Origin of the sequence: Maribacter sp. 6B07 (assembly GCF_002700155.1) — a bacterium.
In the GTDB taxonomy this organism is placed as follows: Bacteria; Bacteroidota; Bacteroidia; order Flavobacteriales; family Flavobacteriaceae; genus Maribacter; species Maribacter dokdonensis.
Map to the genome: position 1 here is coordinate 112,979 of NZ_PDUT01000001.1, position 16,927 is coordinate 129,905.

Genomic DNA, 16,927 nt, shown 5'->3' on the forward strand with positions numbered 1-16,927 from the left:
TATAAAACCAACTGACCTTAGGTCATTATTGTTACCGATAGTTTCAATAACACAAACATAAAGTTCAACTAACATAGATTGATCGGAATTAAAACAATTTTGAGGAAACTAATTTACCAGATGAAAAAGACGAAAAACACCAGAAGAAATTTTATTCAAAAAACCTTAATGGCTTCCGGGGGAATAATTTTAGCCCCAAACATTATAAGCTGTAGCGAAGATGACAATGTACAAGTTGAATATGACGAATCTCAATTAACTGTACAAAACTTTAGTTATGGGGTTGCCAGTTTTGACCCAAGTAATTCTGGTGTAATCATATGGACACGTTATACCACGGCAAATGTTGAAATTATCTGGGAAGTTTCTACGCAATCGGATTTTAGTAGCATATTAAGAACCGGAAAAATAACAACTGAAACCTATAGGGACAATACTTTGGCCATTGAATTGACCGAGCTAGAAGCTGATCAAAAATTATATTATAGATTCATAAGTACTTCTGATAATTCCATTTCCGTGGTTGGTGAAACCATTACACTACCAACCGATGCTACGCAAGCCAAGTTAGCAGTTTGTTCATGTTCTAACTACCAAGCAGGTTTGTTCAATGCGTACGATGCAATGGCAAATTCCGATGCAGATATCATTGTTCATTTAGGAGACTACTTTTATGAGTATGGTGCCGGAGGATATGGCTCAACAGCAGAAAATGCATTTTTAAATCGTTCTCATGAACCAGAGGGAGAGATTATTTCATTGGATGACTACCGCACCCGATACAAACAATATAGATCGGATACATCCTTACAATTGGCGCACCAAAAAAAGCCTTTTATCTGTGTTTGGGACGATCACGAAATTGCCAATGACACCTATAAAGAAGGTGCTGAAAACCATGATGAAGCTACCGAAGGTAGATTTGAAGTAAGAAAGCAAAATGCCTTACAAGCATACAGCGAGTTTTTACCATTCTCAAGAATTTCTGCAGATGATAATAGCCTTATCTACAGATCTGTAAATATTGGAAACCTAGTTAATCTGGTGTTAATGGATACTCGTTTAATTGGCAGGGACAAACAATTAAGCATCACAGATTATTTTACTGCAACCGGTTTTGACGCTGTTGCATTCCAAACAGCATTATCAGACCCTAACCGTTCTATTTTAGGTACGGAACAAAGAGATTGGGTCATTTCAGAAATCGGTAACAGTTCTGCAAAATGGCAGGTACTGGGGCAACAAGTGCTTATGGGTAAAATGAACGTGCCGGCAGAATTACTAACTGCTTTTGGCTCACCCAATTTTGCGACTATCCTTACAGAACTAGTGACCATAAAACTTAGGCATCTTAATAACGACCCAACATTGACACCGGAAGAAATAGCAAGGGTAACATCTGTTATTCCATATAACTTAGATGCTTGGGACGGCTACCCAGTAGACCGTGAAATCATATACGGAGCGTTGAACGGCAAAAAAATTGTTACACTTGCCGGCGATACCCACAACGCTTGGCAAAATACACTGATTGCTGCAGATGGTTCTGAAGTAGGCATTGAATTGGCAACTTCTTCCGTTAGCTCACCTGGTTTTGAAACTTACCTGGGTGCAACCGTCACCCCAGAATTAATAGCAGGTTTTCAAGAAGCAATGACAACCTTAATAGACAACCTAAATTATTTTGATGCTTCTAGAAGAGGATTTATGATGACCACTTTTACATCTACTGAAGTAACTTCTGAATGGATTTTTGTAGACACTCTTTTATCAACGTCCTATAGTACGGAGGTAGGGTACACTTATAGCTATTCGTAATTTAACTTTTATGGATAAAAAAGCCACTTTGTTATTCATTGTGGCTTTTTTTTATAATACCAAAAGCCCGTGATCCTGTAAGCCTAGTAAAGGCTTAGAATACCAGAACAATTCAAAATCCTCAAATTGCATTTCAAAATCTTTCTTTAATTGGGCAAAGGTAATTGGTTTATTGGTTGGACTTATTTTCTCTAAATTATCCAATAGCCACTCACCCTGTTCTTTATCGACCGTAATTTCGTATACATCCGTGGTGGAATGAAAATATAACTGTAATTGCTCCCATGACCTACCCTTTTTCTTTTTCACCTGTTCTTGCACTAGTGGCATTTGCCCTATAAAAACAATCTTAGCGGTAGGTTTTGTTTTTAAGACCACTTCTTGTTGCAGGCAATCATAAATATAATCGGGTGATATGGTAGATTGCGGAATATCAAAATCGAACCATTCTTGTAAGCTCATATCAAAACCGATACCGTGCATAAAATTAAAGAGCGATTTCTTTAATCCGAAGCTGAATATACCGTGATCTATACCGGTTTTATCCTTAAAATCTATATCGTTGTTTGCAAAGCTGATATCTTTTAAATTTGGCATTACCCCATATTCTTCAGGATCTAAACCAACCGGACTGTGCGCCGTTAATGCAAATTGGTGCCAAAAGCCAGATTGTATAATTCCCAGCTCAAACAACTGCCTTACCATTTCTAAACTATCTACCGTTTCTTGAACGGTCTGCGTTGGGTAGCCATACATTAAATACGAATGCACCATGATGTTCGCTTCGGTGAAATTTCTAGTAACCTGTGCTACTTGCGCTACCGTTACGCCTTTATCTATCAGTTTTAAAAGCCGGTCAGAAGCCACTTCCAAACCACCAGAGACCGCAATACAGCCCGATGCTTTTAATAGATAACATAAATCTTGGGTAAAATTCTTTTCAAAACGAATATTCGTCCACCAAGTAATGGTCAAATTTCGTTTTAACACCTCTAAGGCAAAAGCCTTCATTAACGAAGGTGGTGCCGCTTCATCAACAAAGTGAAAACCTGATTCACCGGTTTGGGCAATTAAAGTTTCTACACGATCTACCAGCATACTTGCGGCAACCGGCTCGTAGATTTTAATATAATCTAAAGAAATATCGCAAAAGGTACATTTACCCCAATAACAACCATGAGCCATGGTAAGCTTGTTCCAACGACCATCGCTCCACAGACTATGCATTGGGTTGGTAATTTCAATGACCGAAATATAATTCTCTAATTGCAGATCAGCATAATCTGGTGTACCCACATCTTGCTGCTTATAATCTTGCCTTAAACTATTATTCTTATAAACGACTTTACCATCCTCTAAGACAAAAGCACGCTTTAACTCCCCTTTTCCATGAACTATATATTGATGTACCAATTCTAACGGGAGTTCACCATCATCCAAAGTTATAAAATCAAAAAATTCAAACACCCGAACATCGGTAAGGCTGCGCAATTCTGTATTTGGAAATCCGCCACCCATGGCTATTTTCACATCAGGATAATTAGTCTTTATAAATTGGGCACAACGAAAGGCGCTATATAAGTTCCCTGGAAAGGGTACCGAAAAACAAACCAATTTGGGTGTGTGATCCTCTAATTGCTTTTTTAAAATATTTAGAGTTAATTCATCAATGAAAGTTGGGTCATCACCCAAATGACCATATAGCTCATCAAAAGAATTGGCACTGCGCCCAAGCCGTTCTGCATATCTACTAAAACCAAAATTGGGATCTATACATTCTACTATAAAATCTGAAAGATCCTCCAGATACAGAGTTGCCAAATGCTTGGCTTTATCTTGCATACCCATATTCCCAAATGCCCATTCCAAATCATCCAATTGTTGAAATCTAGAAGCTTTTGGCAAAAAACTATCGGTACATAACTGCCTAGCCAAAGTATCATTTTTACCTTGTAGAAATAGAATAACCGCATCTAAGGTTTTTAAGTACTCATGACGAAGTGCATATATTCTTTGGGTATTCTCAGTTACAATAGCATCTGCCTCAAAAGCCATTGCAAACAGCTGCTGAAATGTATTTTTATTGAAGAGTGATAAAATAACCTCAATCCCTAAATCTGACTGGTAAGAAGAAATATCCTTTGTGTTCAAAAAACCCTTTATGTATGCCGTTGCCGGATACGGAGTGTTTAATTGAGTAAAGGGCGGTGTTATTAAAAGAAGGTCTTTCACTAGCGATTTTTAGAACAAGGTAGCAAAGATAATGGTTACGCTACTCATTATTCAATATCTCACGCACCGCTTGTTGGTATGCTCTGGGTTTGCTGGCTACTTTTTGCAATCTTTTGTATAGTTCGGTAATTATCTGCACGATCAGGCAAAAAGGAAAAGAACTTTTTTTCAATACTAACTATAATAGCATCTGACGTTCTTTGTACCGTTAGAATTGAATCTGAATATCTTCGTTCTAATTGAAATTTCAGCTTAACATCTGTTCTTTCTATAATTTCTGATTCTACTAAAGGATTTTCAATTAATTCATTAAGTTGACGCCAGTTTTCTTCGCTATTTTCCAAACATAAACTATGCTTAGATTCAAGAAAATCTTCATATGAAATCTCACTATATTTTTCATAATCAAATAGTTGCCAAAAAGTTATACCAAATGCCCCAACAAACCCTACAATAATTTGAAATTCCCAGTCATTAAAATCAAACTTATCAAACCATAGCATTACTCCAAAACAAATTGGAAAAAACATTACTACTTTTAATAAAAATTTGGTGGTTTTATTTTTCATAATAAGTTATTTGTAATATCTTACAATATAAGAAAAATCTCACTCTTTATTCAATATCTCACGCACCGCTTGTTGATAAGCCCTAGGATTGTTGGCTTTTTTTATTTTTTTAAAAGCTTTATGCGGATTAGAAGTAGACAGTGCAAAATACTCCCAAAAGCCCCTCATTTTCATTTTTATAGGCGTTGGTCCTGATAAAGCCTCATCATATTGCTGATAGATTGTATCGTGAAAATCTGAAAAAATCTTCCAACGGTCTTTTGGATATTCGGTGGTATTGTTCTTGATCATACTAGGCAGAAATGGGTCAGCGATCAAACCCCTGCCCATCATAAAATGGTCTATGCTAGGAAAGCGCTCTTTCATTTCTTTAAACTTAGCTACAGTGGTAATATCTCCATTATAGTAGAGTTTGTGTTTGGTACCATCTATACATTTCTGAAAAGCATCTAAATCTACACCGCCTTTATACAGCTGCTTTCCTATACGCGCATGAATGGCAATATTCTTTAACGGATACTTATCTAGAATTGGAAAAACATCTAAAATCTCTTCTGCGTGCTCATAGCCCATTCTCATTTTCATGGAAACCACTACATCTGTTTCTTCATGCGCACGTTTCAAAATATGGTCAATTTTCTCAGGATTACAAATGAGTCCGCTTCCCATACCTTGCTTTGTTACCATTGGGTAAGGGCAACCTAAGTTCCAGTTAAGTTCCTTATAACCTAAACTTTGAATATACTTAATCACAAATAAAAACTCATCGGCATCGCCCGTCATTACCTGCGGTATTACCTCTAGAGTAGTGTTATTATCAGGTTGTAAATCTTTCTGATACGAATTTTTGATGACCATTTTACCGTTCAGTCTAATGTATGGCGCATAAAAAGTATCTATACCTCCAAAATATTTATGAAACGCATTACGAAACCTAAAATCGGTAAAGCCTTGTAAAGGTGAAGATAGTAAGGTGACTGACATTTAAAAGTGGCTACTTGTTGTGCAGTTTCTTGAGTTTTGCAACAACAGATTCAGCTGCAAAAATAGCGCCTTCCATGTAACCTGAGTGATGTTTTGAAGTTTCTGCACCAGAAATAAACAATTTATTACCATTTAGAGGTGTAGAAAATACAGTATGACCTCCATTTTGATGTGGAAACAAATGGTCTGCCTGCATGTCCGATTTTGTAAATTCTTCATTAAACCAAGCCGTTTCATGATACGCCTCATAGTGTAAAGCATCATCACCAAAAACCATTTTTAATTGCGCTTCAATTTTTTCTATACGTTGTTCTTTAGTAAAACGGGCACAACTACCCGATGCAAAACCAACCAGGGCAAATGAATTGTTTTCTACATTAGACTGATCATAAAACTCCGTTAAAGGACCAACATTACTAAATATAGTGCCCGATTTTCCCTGCGCTCTCCAAAATGGCTTTTTATAGGTTAATGCGACTTTGATGGAATCTTGCATCCATGTATGCGTGTGCTCTGCAATGGTTTGCAACTCATTTGGCAATGACGGAGAAAAATCAATTTGATCAATTAAAACTGCAGGGGGCAATGTTGAAATAACGACATCGGTAACCAACGTATGAGATTTAGTAACCACTTTGGCTTTATCTTTCTCAAAAATAACTTTATCTACTTTTTCGTTCAACAAAACCGTTTCTGGCGCAAGTTTAGAGAAAATTGCATTTATTAAATCTACCGTACCATTCTTAAAACGATAACTAGGGCTATCACTAGGGACAGCAATTTCTTGAGGTGGCACATTTGAAAATGTTTGAAAATAAGATATACCGGTCATGAATTGTTCAAAATAGGGAACATTGAACTCTTCTATAACATCCAATAAATGATAATGGCCGTCATTAAACCAAGTGGCACCCATTTCAACTTTGGTTTTATTGGATTCCACGGTATGTATTCTTCCTCCAATACGACTTCTAGCTTCTAATACCTTTACATTAAAACCAAGTTCTTGTAGACGGTACGCAGTTAACAAACCAGATAATCCTGCGCCGATAATTACTATCGTTGTATTCATGCTAATAAAAAATGGAAATTAAAAGTTTATGAAATATCGGCTTGTAATGCACTTACAGTAACCAATAACTGACCAATATGTCTTTGGCTATGCTCCGCTGCATGAAACAATAAACCTATAACGGTTGTCGGTAATTTTTTTCTACCAACAGTTCTTTCTTCGGTAAGTGAATTTTCTGGAACGGTTTTAAAATACCCAATAGCCTCTTCTACTTTAGCAGAAAATTGCTCTTGCAAATAGATTACCTCTGTATTAAGATTAAAAGTCCCTTCTTGTTTCAAAAAAGTAAATTGTTCATCTGATAACGATTCACCTTTAGCGTAGGTCAACATGCGATCTAATACTCCCGTCACATGGTTCATATGAAAACCTACGGAAGCCCTACCTTCCGTTTTAGCCCATAATAATTCTTTAGGGAAATCAGCAGTATACTTTTTTAACTCTCGTTCTGATTGTAAAAGTGCATGTGCGGCAGGCTGTAACAAATCTGGCACACCTTCAATTGGTCCACTTAACCAAAACTCATATTCTTCATTCTCCATAGTTATCTTTCCTAAATGTACAGTATTAAAGTCTCTCTTGTACTACTGAACTTACTACATAGAATATAATAATTAAAGGGATGGCCATAAATTTCATGGTTACAATAAGCACCAGGCTAATAATTAAAAAGATATAACGCATGGCATTATCCTTAAAACTGGTATTCTTAAATTTTAATGCGAACAAGGGCAAATTGGCATTCAACAAATAGGCGCTTACCAATGTCAAAATTATTAAGAACCATTGATTGAGAATAATACCGTTTAACAATTCATTGTTTTGATACATTAATATAAGCGGTAACGAAAGAATTAACAAAGCATTGGCCGGAGTAGGCAAACCAATAAAGGAAGAGGTCTGGTTTTCATCAATATTGAACTTAGCCAATCTATAACCTGAAGCCATTGTAATTACAAATCCGAAAAAAGGCAATAAATGCTGAAATGTAATGGTACCACTTTCTAGAAAAAAGTGAGAACCATCTCCCCAACCACTTGTCTGCGACATTGCCAACAACTGAAACATTACAATACCCGGTACCAAACCACTTGTGATCATATCGGCCAAAGAATCTAACTGAAGGCCTAATTCACTTTTTACATCGAGAACACGTGCTGCCAATCCGTCAAAAAAATCGAAGAATATACCCAGAGCCACAAAAATTGCGGCAATTTCCAATTTATTCAAAACGGCAAAAACCGATGCCACACAACCGCAGAAAACGTTTAAAAGAGTAATAAAATTTGGAATATGTCTTTTCATAATACTTCGCCTAAGGTCAAAAAAGGAGCAAGATTGGCATGCCCCTTTAACAATATTTGCTCTAAAATAATATAATTAAATGGTGGTAAAGATTTTCAACATAAAAATACTATAGCAACATCAGCATTCTTTATTTTCTCCAAACCTAAAACCAGTTCAAATCAACACCTAAATAACTGTTTTACTTTTATTTACACCCACCCCATCAGAATAAAAACTAACTTCCACTATAACATATCACAAAATAATAGGGATATGAAAAATATTATGCATGCATAGTATTGTTTAGTTAAAATATTAAGTTTAAATTATGACCAATGTAACAATAATCAACAAAAAATAGATTTTTATAACACGAATACATCATAACACTAACCATAAAAATATTGTCAAAAAATGAAAATTAAAAAGGTTTTAGTAGCTAACCGAAGTGAGATAGCCATACGTGTATTACGTGCCTGTACCGAGCTGAACATTAAAACGGTTGCCATTTACACTTATGAAGACCGCTATTCTCAACACCGTAACAAAGCCGATGAATCTTACCAAATCGGTGAGGACAATCAGCCATTAAAACCTTATTTGGATATTCCACAGATTATAGCATTGGCAAAGGCTAAAAATGTAGATGCCATACACCCAGGCTACGGATTTCTTTCTGAAAACTCTGAATTTGCAAGACAATGTGCTGCCAATGACATCATCTTTATAGGTCCTGACCCAAAAGTGATGGATGCCTTGGGCGATAAGATTACTGCCAAGAAAGTAGCCGTAAAATGTAACGTTCCTATCATTGAAAGCAATAAAAAGAAATTGACTTCTTTAAAAATTGCCTTGTCAGAAGCCGCTACAATTGGCTACCCTGTTATGCTTAAGGCTGCATCTGGTGGTGGCGGTCGTGGTATGCGCATTATTAGAAAAGATGAAGATCTAGAAATGAATTTTGATTCTGCTAGAAATGAAGCCCTCAATGCATTTGGAGACGACACCATGTTTCTTGAGAAATATGTGGAAGACCCTAAACATATAGAGGTACAGATCGTAGCAGATAACCATGGAAATATTCGCCACTTACACGAACGCGATTGTTCCGTTCAACGCCGTCACCAAAAAGTGGTAGAGATCGCACCTTCCCATAACGTTAGCGAAGAAGTAAAACAAAACCTTTATAAATATGCCGTTGACATTGCCAAAGAAGTTAACTATAACAATATTGGAACCGTAGAGTTTTTGGTGGATCCCAATGACAATATCTATTTTATTGAGGTGAACCCAAGAATACAGGTAGAACATACGGTTACAGAAATGGTAACCGGTATAGATTTGGTAAAAACACAAATTTTCGTTGCCGGCAATTATAAATTAGATAGTCAGCAAATCAAAATATACGGTCAAGAAACCATTGCCACTTATGGCTTTGCCTTACAGTGTAGATTGACCACCGAAGATCCGGGCAACAATTTTACCCCGGATTATGGTACGGTAACCACGTACCGTAGTGCCTCTGGTATGGGAATTCGTTTAGATGCCGGTAGTATTTATCAAGGATATCAGGTGAGTCCGTTTTTTGATTCCATGCTGGTGAAAGTTTCCTCGCACGGCAGAACACTTGACGGTGCCACCCGTAAAATGGTTCGTGCGTTAAAAGAATTTAGAATTAGAGGCGTAGAGACCAACATACATTTCCTTCAGAATGTAATACAGCATCCTACTTTCAAAGAAGGTAAGGTAACCGTTAATTTTATACAGAACACTCCTGCCCTATTTGATATTAAACTACCACAGGATAGAACCTCAAAGGTGGTGAACTTTTTGGCGGAAGTTATTGTGAACGGTAATTCTGATGTAAAGTATATTGATGATAACAAGGTCTTTAGAAATGCAAAGGTTCCAAAATTCAATCCGTTAGAAGCGCATCCAAAGGGAACAAAAGATATGCTGACCGAAATGGGTCCAGAGAAATTTTGTGCTTGGTTAATGGATGAAAAGAAAATTCATTACACAGATACCACTATGCGCGATGCGCATCAATCTCTATTGGCAACTAGAATGCGTACCTATGACATGTTGCGCGTTGCAGAGAGTTATGCCAAAAACCACCCAAACACCTTTAGTATGGAAGTTTGGGGCGGGGCAACTTTTGATGTAAGTATGCGATTTTTACATGAGAGTCCGTGGACACGATTAAGAGAGCTACGCAAAGCTGTACCTAATATTTTATTTCAAATGCTTCTTAGAGGATCAAACGGAGTAGGTTATAAAGCATACCCAGATAATTTAATAGAAAAATTCGTAGAGAAATCTTGGGAAAATGGAGTTGATATTTTCCGAATATTCGATTCGCTCAATTGGGTAAAGGCCATGGAGCCAAGTATTAATTATGTTCGTAATAAAACCGGTGGTATTGCCGAGGCCGCATTAAGTTATACGGGTGATATTTTAGATATCAACGAAACCAAGTACAACCTAAAATATTACACACAGCTGGCAAAAGACCTAGAAAATGCCGGTGCGCATATGATCGCCATCAAGGATATGGCGGGGCTTTTAAAACCCTATGCCGCTACAGAATTGGTAACCGCGTTAAAAGACACTGTAAACGTGCCAATTCATTTACATACGCACGATACTTCTTCATTACAGACAACAACGTACTTAAAAGCAATTGAGGCAGGTGTAGATGTTGTGGATGTTGCCTTGGGCGGCTTATCTGGATTGACATCACAGCCCAACTTTAATTCGGTAGTTGAAATGATGAAGGGTCAACCAAGGGCTCATGAATTCGATATGCCGAAGCTGAACCAGTTTTCTAATTATTGGGAAGATACAAGAGAGTTGTATTACCCGTTTGAATCTGGACTAAAATCTGGTACTGCAGAAGTATACGGTCATGAAATTCCAGGGGGTCAATACTCAAACTTACGTCCGCAAGCAACAGCATTAGGATTAGGTGACAGATTTGATGAAGTAAAGAAAATGTACGCTGATGTCAATAAACTCTTTGGAAACCTAATCAAAGTAACACCTAGCTCAAAAGTTGTGGGTGACATGGCCATTTTTATGGTAACCAATGAGCTTACTACTGAAGATGTAATGACGCGGGGCGAAGAAATATCTTTCCCAGATTCTGTTATCAGTTTCTTTATGGGAGATCTGGGTCAGCCCGTTGGCGGATTCCCTAAAAAGCTTCAAAAGATTATTCTGAAAAACAAAAAGCCATACACGAACAGACCAAATGCCCATTTGGCGCCAACGGATTTTGATAAAGAATTCAAAGCCTTTAAGAAGAAGTTTCAAAAAGGTTTTACAAGAGCCATAGAAATGGAGGATTTTCTATCGTACACCCTATATCCAAAAGTGTTTAAAAAAGCACATGAGAACTACAAGCTGTATGGCAACCTAGCATTGGTACCTACAAAGCATTTCTTCTATGGTATGAAATTGCGTGAAGAAACATTGATAGAATTAGAGCCGGGCAAAACTGTAATTATTAGATTATTATCTGTAGGTATACCAAACGAGTTAGGAATGAGAACCGTGTTCTTTCAAGTAAACGGTGAAAACAGATTTGTAGATGTTTTAGATACCTCTTTAAATCTTAAAATTGAAGAAAACGAAAAGATAGATCCAGCAAACGATGATCAAATTGGTGCACCGTTACAAGGCTCTTTGTACAAAGTATTGGTAAAAAAAGGTCAAGAAGTAAAAGAGAACGATCCTCTATTCGTTATTGAAGCTATGAAAATGGAAACTACGGTTACCGCATTTAAATCTGGCAAAGTACAATCAGTAAGCTTAAAAGAAGGCAGTATGGTGAAGCAAGATGATTTGGTCGTTACCATTTCTTAATCGCCAACTGAATATAATTAAAGTAAAAGCCACCCCATTGAGGTGGCTTTTATGCATTACAATCTTAAAACCTGTTTACAGATAATTTTACAAAAAATTATAAAAAAGCAATATCTACGAAGTCTGTTATTATTCGCATCTTTGTAAACGCTATGTACCAATAGGGTTATGTTCAAAAAAATCGTTTTATTTCTCTTTTTAAGTATTGTTGCTTTTTGGAGTCAAGCTCAAGATGCCCAGTTATCGCCTTTATCTAAAATTAGCCTATTAACAGTGGGCACGGGTGAAGATTTAGCCGCTAAATTTGGACATAGTGCCATTCGTTTACAAGATCCTACTTTGGGTATAGATGAGGTATATGGTTACGGCACCTATGATTTTGAGGACCCAAATTTCTATTTAAATTTCACTCGTGGTAAATTATCCTATACCATTTCACGAATACCTTTTAAGTATTTTAAATACAGCTATCAAAAAGAAAAACGTTGGGTTAAGGAGCAAGTATTAGATGTTGACCTTGAACAAAGAAACGCTATTGTATCTTTCTTGGAACATAACTTGTTACCAGAAAACAAAAAATACAAATATGACTTTTTGTTTGACAACTGTGCCACCAGAATACCAATGGTGTTTGAAAAAACTTTGGGCAACACATTTAAATTTGATTACAATCACCTAAAAGAACAACTAACATTTAGGGAACTGATACGTTTAAAATTGAACCCTAATTCGTGGTCAAATTTTGGTATTGACCTAGCTTTAGGTTCTGTAATTGACAGAGCAGCGACACCTTACGAGCATTTATTTCTACCCATATATGTGTATGAGCAAATGAAGCATACTACCTTAAACGGTAAACCTATAGTTAAAAAAGAATCAATACTACTAGACATACCAGAGCAAGAAGATAAATCGCTATTCATTGCAACCCCTTTATTTTGGCTTTGCGTTCTTTTGGCAATCGTAGGTTATTTTACGTACCGTGATTATAAAAACCTACGCCGAAATAGATGGTTAGACTTTACATTATTTACAATCACAGGTTTAGCGGGCGTACTTATACTGTTCCTTTGGTTTGCTACAGACCACTTGGCTACCAAAGCAAATTTTAATTCACTTTGGGCATTTGCTCCTAACCTTTTTATCTCATTTATTCTCCTAAGGAAAACAGTTCCCAAGTGGGTACTTACCTACTCCGTTTTCTTAACTATACTTTTAGGCATTACCAGTATTTTATGGTTATTTAAAATTCAGGTATTCTCTATACTATTAATAATAGTTTTATTGACATTGGCAATTCGCTATCTATATTTGATCTATTATTTTAAGACCAAGCAATTACGCAAAAAATAAAATTCAGTTACCCTTATATGAATCTACTTACCGTTGAAAATATTTCAAAATCCTATGGCGAATTGGTGCTTTTTGACAATCTCTCATTTGGGATCAACAAAGACCAAAAAATAGCCCTAATCGCTAAAAACGGTACAGGAAAAACATCTATACTTAATATTCTTTCAGGAGCGGACACTCCAGATAGTGGTCAAGTGAACTATCGTAAATCTACCCGTGTATCTTTTCTTGCGCAGGAACCCAATATGGACCCGAACTTGACCATTGAGGAAACCATTTTTGCTTCTGACAACGAAGTTCTTGAAGTCATTAAAAATTATGAAAAGGCGCTTCAAAACCCAGAAGATGCAGATGCATACCAAAAAGCATTTGAAGCAATGGACCGTTTTGAAGCTTGGGATTTTGAAACTCAGTATAAGCAGATTCTATCAAAACTGAAGTTAGATGACCTAAGTGCCAAGGTCGATAAATTATCGGGTGGACAAAAAAAACGATTGGCTTTGGCCAACGCCTTGATCAACAAGCCAGATCTTTTGGTTTTGGATGAACCTACCAACCACCTAGATCTAGAAATGATCGAGTGGCTAGAAGAGTTTTTTGCCAAAGAAAACATGACTTTGTTCATGGTAACACACGACCGGTACTTTTTAGAACGTGTTTGCAATGAAATCATAGAGCTCGAAAATGGAAAGTTATATCCCTACAAAGGAAACTATTCCTATTACTTAGAGAAAAAAGAGGCCCGTATAGAGCAAGAAGCGGTAGAGCATCACAAAACAGAACTCCTTTTTAAAAAGGAACTTGCATGGATGCGCAGACAACCTAAAGCACGTACAACAAAATCTAAATCCAGAATAGATGATTTTGCTGTAATTAAAGATAAAGCAAGTCAAAGAAGAAAAGACCATCAAATTCAATTAGAACTGAACATGGAGCGTATGGGAAGTAAAATTCTTGAGCTTCATAAGATTTCTAAATCTTTTCCTAACAAACCTATTTTAGATAAGTTTGAATATGTTTTTCAAAAGGGTGAGCGTATAGGTATTATAGGTAAAAATGGTACTGGCAAATCTACCTTTTTAAATATTCTAAGTGGGCACGATCAACCAGACAGCGGTAAAGTAGTAGTAGGTGACACTATAAAGTTTGGTTACTACACCCAAAAAGGGATAAAAATAAAAGAAGGCCAAAAGGTTATAGACGTCATTCGTGAATTTGGTGACTACATACCTTTAATGAAAGGAAAACAAATTTCTGCACAGCAGTTATTGGAACGCTTTCTGTTCGACAGGAAAAAGCAATATGATTTTGTAGATAAACTAAGTGGTGGAGAACGTAAGCGCTTGTACTTATGTACCATATTGATACAAAACCCTAATTTTCTAATTTTAGATGAGCCAACCAACGATTTGGATATTGTTACCTTGAACGTACTGGAAAGTTTTTTAATGGATTTTCAAGGCTGTTTAATGGTAGTATCGCACGATCGTTACTTTATGGATAAGATCGTAGATCATTTATTTGTATTTAGGGGCGATGCTGTCATAGAGGATTTCCCTGGCAACTATTCTGACTATCGTACATACGAAGACAGTCAAATACAAGAAAAAAGAGAGCAGAAAGAATCACAGCCTAACAATAAGACCAATTGGAAAGAAGCCGATACAGGTACAAAAATCTCATATGCTGAACAGCAAGAATTTAAAAAGCTAGAAAGAGAGATTCAGAAATTGGAAAAATCTAAAGTAGCGCTTCAAGAAAAATTCACCGATGGATCATTGAGTGGTGATGACATTAAGAACTTATCTATTGAGTTGAACGACATTACCGATGCCATAGACAGTAAGACCGAAAGATGGTTTGAGCTTTCTGCACTAATTGAAGGCTAACCTTTGTTTTAGCAATAAAACTCACATTTATTTTATTGATTAAAATAATAGACGAATGGTTTTTACCATTCGTCTATAGTTAAATGTCGCCCGACTATGAGCGGCAAAATATGTTTGTGCTTGCCTGTACTTTAGCAGTGTAAAACAAATATTATGAAATCAATTATTCTTTTAACCGCTCTTTTTTTCACATGTTTCTTCGCTCAGGCTCAAGCTAACAATGAAAATGTTTCTTTGGAAATTGAAACTGCACAAGTAGAGATGGTTCAAACAATTGAAATCAATGAAATTACCGTACCAACTATTGAAACTGAAAACACGATTGAAGTTGCAAGATTGTACAAGAACAAAAACAACAGAGTAATCAAGGCTTTGAAATTCACTACTAAATTGAACAGAACTAAACTTTCTTAATACATCATTAATTTTCCTTTTCGCCCCAATCTTATACCTACCCCATTTCTTACCAAAACCTACTTTTTAAATACGATCTCAAGTTCAAGTCTCAAAATCAAACTCAAACTCAAACTCAAATAAACATTCAACTGTATATCATACCTTCTATCAATAACTAGCTTTTTTAAAAACTAAAGCTATCAACACCAATACCTACGGCTATTGAGGATATTACTACACCTGATTTCCAATTGAATTTTCATCTTGTCCAAAAATAATAAACGAAGCCAATTTACCATTCGTCTATAGTTAAATGGTAACCGACGACGAGCGGCAAAATATGTTTGTGCTTGCCTGTACTTTAGCAGTGTAAAACAAATATTATGAAATCAATTATTCTTTTAACCGCTCTTTTTTTCACATGTTTCTTCGCTCAGGCTCAAGCTAACAATGAGAATGTTTCTTTGGAAATCGAAACTGCACAAATAGAGATGGTTCAAACAATTGAAATCAATGATATTACCGTACCAACTATTGACACTGAAAACACGATTGAAGTTGCAAGATTGTACAAGAACAAAAACAACAGAGTAATCAAGGCTTTAAAATTCACTACTAAATTGAACAGAGCTAAACTTTCTTAATACATCATTAATTTTCCTTTTCGCCCCGATCTTATACTTACCCCATTTCTTACCATAACCTACTTTCAACACATATTATTCTTACCGTATAAATAATAAGTTGAATCACTATTCTTACTTTTGGCAAAATTGAAAAAGTAATACGTGTACCGCTTAATTTCTTATTTAAAGTTTCTTTGTTCTGCCACCAATCAGCATGGTGTGCATTCTCCATTTGTATATAATTATGTCACCAAATGTCTGTACAAGAAAACAAAAACCAAACTTCCTATCACACTAAAAGTATTAGTTAAAAGTGTTCACTATTTTGATTATAGAACTATTCATTTATTGAACACCAGTAAATCATCCGAAGAAAAAATAATTACGAATTGTCCAAATATATCTATTGTTGATAGCAATGCAGCTGTTGTCTTTGGCGATATAACCGATATAAATAAGCCCGATTTTAAAGTGAATGACCTTTCTAATGATACCATGCTACTTTTAGAAGGAATTCATAAAAACCCACAAAATTTAAAAAAGTGGAAACAATTCAAAGAAATGGAGCATGTTCGCATTACACTAGACCTCTTTTATTGTGGCATTGTTTTCTTTAGAAAGGAACAAGTAAAGGAACATTTTAAAATACGGATTTAAACAAGTAATTTTAAACTAAAGTAAATTTCAATGCAAAGTAATACCATATATATAGTTTTAGGAGTTGTATTTGCTATTTATATAGCCATACGCATAACTAACAAAGGCAAATCTAGCACCCGTAAGTCAAGAAAATTTATGGGAGATTATGAGCGTAAAACCAAAAAAGAAGATTAG

15 protein-coding genes are annotated in these 16,927 nt (G+C 36.0%); 8 read left to right on the forward strand and 7 right to left on the reverse strand.

Annotated features, from left to right (window positions below; all coding sequences use genetic code 11):
- Positions 1–120: 120 nt before the first annotated feature.
- Positions 121–1,818, forward strand: a complete 1,698-nt coding sequence (locus tag CSC80_RS00460) for an alkaline phosphatase D family protein (RefSeq protein ID WP_099189002.1) — start codon at positions 121–123, stop codon at positions 1,816–1,818.
- 51 nt (positions 1,819–1,869) lie between these two features.
- Here CSC80_RS00460 and CSC80_RS00465 read toward each other — a convergent pair whose 3' ends face one another.
- Genes CSC80_RS00465 through CSC80_RS00490 form a run of 6 tightly spaced genes read right to left on the reverse strand, consistent with a single transcriptional unit; the run spans position 1,870 to position 7,980 of the window.
- Entirely contained in the window at positions 1,870–4,050 is a 2,181-nt protein-coding gene (locus tag CSC80_RS00465; RefSeq protein ID WP_099189004.1) for a radical SAM protein, read from the reverse strand.
- Between the two features lie 59 nt (positions 4,051–4,109).
- A complete protein-coding gene (locus CSC80_RS00470; protein ID WP_099189006.1) occupies positions 4,110–4,619 on the reverse strand; it encodes a hypothetical protein in 510 nt (169 codons plus the stop codon).
- A 39-nt stretch (positions 4,620–4,658) separates the two neighbouring features.
- A complete protein-coding gene (locus CSC80_RS00475; protein WP_099189008.1) occupies positions 4,659–5,603 on the reverse strand; it encodes a tRNA-dihydrouridine synthase family protein in 945 nt (314 codons plus the stop codon).
- A gap of 10 nt (positions 5,604–5,613) precedes the next feature.
- Positions 5,614–6,675 carry an NAD(P)/FAD-dependent oxidoreductase gene (locus CSC80_RS00480; protein ID WP_099189010.1) on the reverse strand — a complete coding sequence of 354 codons (1,062 nt, stop codon included), beginning with the start codon at positions 6,673–6,675 and terminating at the stop codon, positions 5,614–5,616.
- Positions 6,676–6,701: 26 nt separating this feature from the next.
- Positions 6,702–7,217, reverse strand: coding sequence for a DinB family protein (locus CSC80_RS00485; protein ID WP_058103472.1), 516 nt, complete (start codon positions 7,215–7,217; stop codon positions 6,702–6,704).
- A 25-nt stretch (positions 7,218–7,242) separates the two neighbouring features.
- A complete protein-coding gene (locus tag CSC80_RS00490) occupies positions 7,243–7,980 on the reverse strand; it encodes a CDP-alcohol phosphatidyltransferase family protein (RefSeq protein ID WP_099189012.1) in 738 nt (245 codons plus the stop codon).
- Between the two features lie 396 nt (positions 7,981–8,376).
- Between CSC80_RS00490 and CSC80_RS00495 the strand changes: the two genes are divergently transcribed.
- From CSC80_RS00495 to CSC80_RS00515, 5 genes are all read left to right on the forward strand, one after another.
- Positions 8,377–11,829, forward strand: a complete 3,453-nt coding sequence (locus CSC80_RS00495; RefSeq protein WP_099189014.1) for a pyruvate carboxylase — start codon at positions 8,377–8,379, stop codon at positions 11,827–11,829.
- Between the two features lie 168 nt (positions 11,830–11,997).
- Positions 11,998–13,182 (forward strand): DUF4105 domain-containing protein, encoded by a 1,185-nt coding sequence (locus tag CSC80_RS00500; protein WP_099189016.1) that lies wholly within the window; start codon positions 11,998–12,000, stop codon positions 13,180–13,182.
- 17 nt (positions 13,183–13,199) lie between these two features.
- Positions 13,200–15,071, forward strand: coding sequence for an ABC-F family ATP-binding cassette domain-containing protein (locus CSC80_RS00505; RefSeq protein WP_099189018.1), 1,872 nt, complete (start codon positions 13,200–13,202; stop codon positions 15,069–15,071).
- Positions 15,072–15,224: 153 nt separating this feature from the next.
- Complete coding sequence (locus CSC80_RS00510; RefSeq protein ID WP_099189020.1) at positions 15,225–15,485, forward strand: hypothetical protein; 261 nt, start codon at positions 15,225–15,227, stop codon at positions 15,483–15,485.
- A gap of 365 nt (positions 15,486–15,850) precedes the next feature.
- A complete protein-coding gene (locus tag CSC80_RS00515; protein ID WP_099189022.1) occupies positions 15,851–16,111 on the forward strand; it encodes a hypothetical protein in 261 nt (86 codons plus the stop codon).
- A 49-nt stretch (positions 16,112–16,160) separates the two neighbouring features.
- Here CSC80_RS00515 and CSC80_RS19375 read toward each other — a convergent pair whose 3' ends face one another.
- Entirely contained in the window at positions 16,161–16,325 is a 165-nt protein-coding gene (locus tag CSC80_RS19375) for a hypothetical protein (protein WP_180268562.1), read from the reverse strand.
- Between the two features lie 116 nt (positions 16,326–16,441).
- Between CSC80_RS19375 and CSC80_RS19305 the strand changes: the two genes are divergently transcribed.
- Positions 16,442–16,750: a hypothetical protein gene (locus CSC80_RS19305; RefSeq protein WP_143751705.1), complete on the forward strand. Its 309-nt coding sequence runs from the start codon at positions 16,442–16,444 to the stop codon at positions 16,748–16,750.
- 30 nt (positions 16,751–16,780) lie between these two features.
- Positions 16,781–16,927 (forward strand): hypothetical protein, encoded by a 147-nt coding sequence (locus CSC80_RS19380; protein ID WP_180268563.1) that lies wholly within the window; start codon positions 16,781–16,783, stop codon positions 16,925–16,927.

Excerpts from the sequence above, each read along its gene's own strand:
- CSC80_RS00460 (WP_099189002.1), top strand. The coding sequence starts at position 121 with ATGAAAAAGACGAAAAACACCAGAAGAAATTTTATTCAAAAAACCTTA.
- CSC80_RS00470 (WP_099189006.1), bottom strand. The coding sequence starts at position 4,619 with ATGAAAAATAAAACCACCAAATTTTTATTAAAAGTAGTAATGTTTTTT.
- CSC80_RS00475 (WP_099189008.1), bottom strand. The coding sequence starts at position 5,603 with ATGTCAGTCACCTTACTATCTTCACCTTTACAAGGCTTTACCGATTTT.
- CSC80_RS00480 (WP_099189010.1), bottom strand. The coding sequence starts at position 6,675 with ATGAATACAACGATAGTAATTATCGGCGCAGGATTATCTGGTTTGTTA.
- CSC80_RS00485 (WP_058103472.1), bottom strand. The coding sequence starts at position 7,217 with ATGGAGAATGAAGAATATGAGTTTTGGTTAAGTGGACCAATTGAAGGT.
- CSC80_RS00490 (WP_099189012.1), bottom strand. The coding sequence starts at position 7,980 with ATGAAAAGACATATTCCAAATTTTATTACTCTTTTAAACGTTTTCTGC.
- CSC80_RS00495 (WP_099189014.1), top strand. The coding sequence starts at position 8,377 with ATGAAAATTAAAAAGGTTTTAGTAGCTAACCGAAGTGAGATAGCCATA.
- CSC80_RS00500 (WP_099189016.1), top strand. The coding sequence starts at position 11,998 with ATGTTCAAAAAAATCGTTTTATTTCTCTTTTTAAGTATTGTTGCTTTT.
- CSC80_RS00505 (WP_099189018.1), top strand. The coding sequence starts at position 13,200 with ATGAATCTACTTACCGTTGAAAATATTTCAAAATCCTATGGCGAATTG.
- CSC80_RS00510 (WP_099189020.1), top strand. The coding sequence starts at position 15,225 with ATGAAATCAATTATTCTTTTAACCGCTCTTTTTTTCACATGTTTCTTC.
- CSC80_RS00515 (WP_099189022.1), top strand. The coding sequence starts at position 15,851 with ATGAAATCAATTATTCTTTTAACCGCTCTTTTTTTCACATGTTTCTTC.
- CSC80_RS19375 (WP_180268562.1), bottom strand. The coding sequence starts at position 16,325 with ATGGAGAATGCACACCATGCTGATTGGTGGCAGAACAAAGAAACTTTA.
- CSC80_RS19380 (WP_180268563.1), top strand. The coding sequence starts at position 16,781 with ATGCAAAGTAATACCATATATATAGTTTTAGGAGTTGTATTTGCTATT.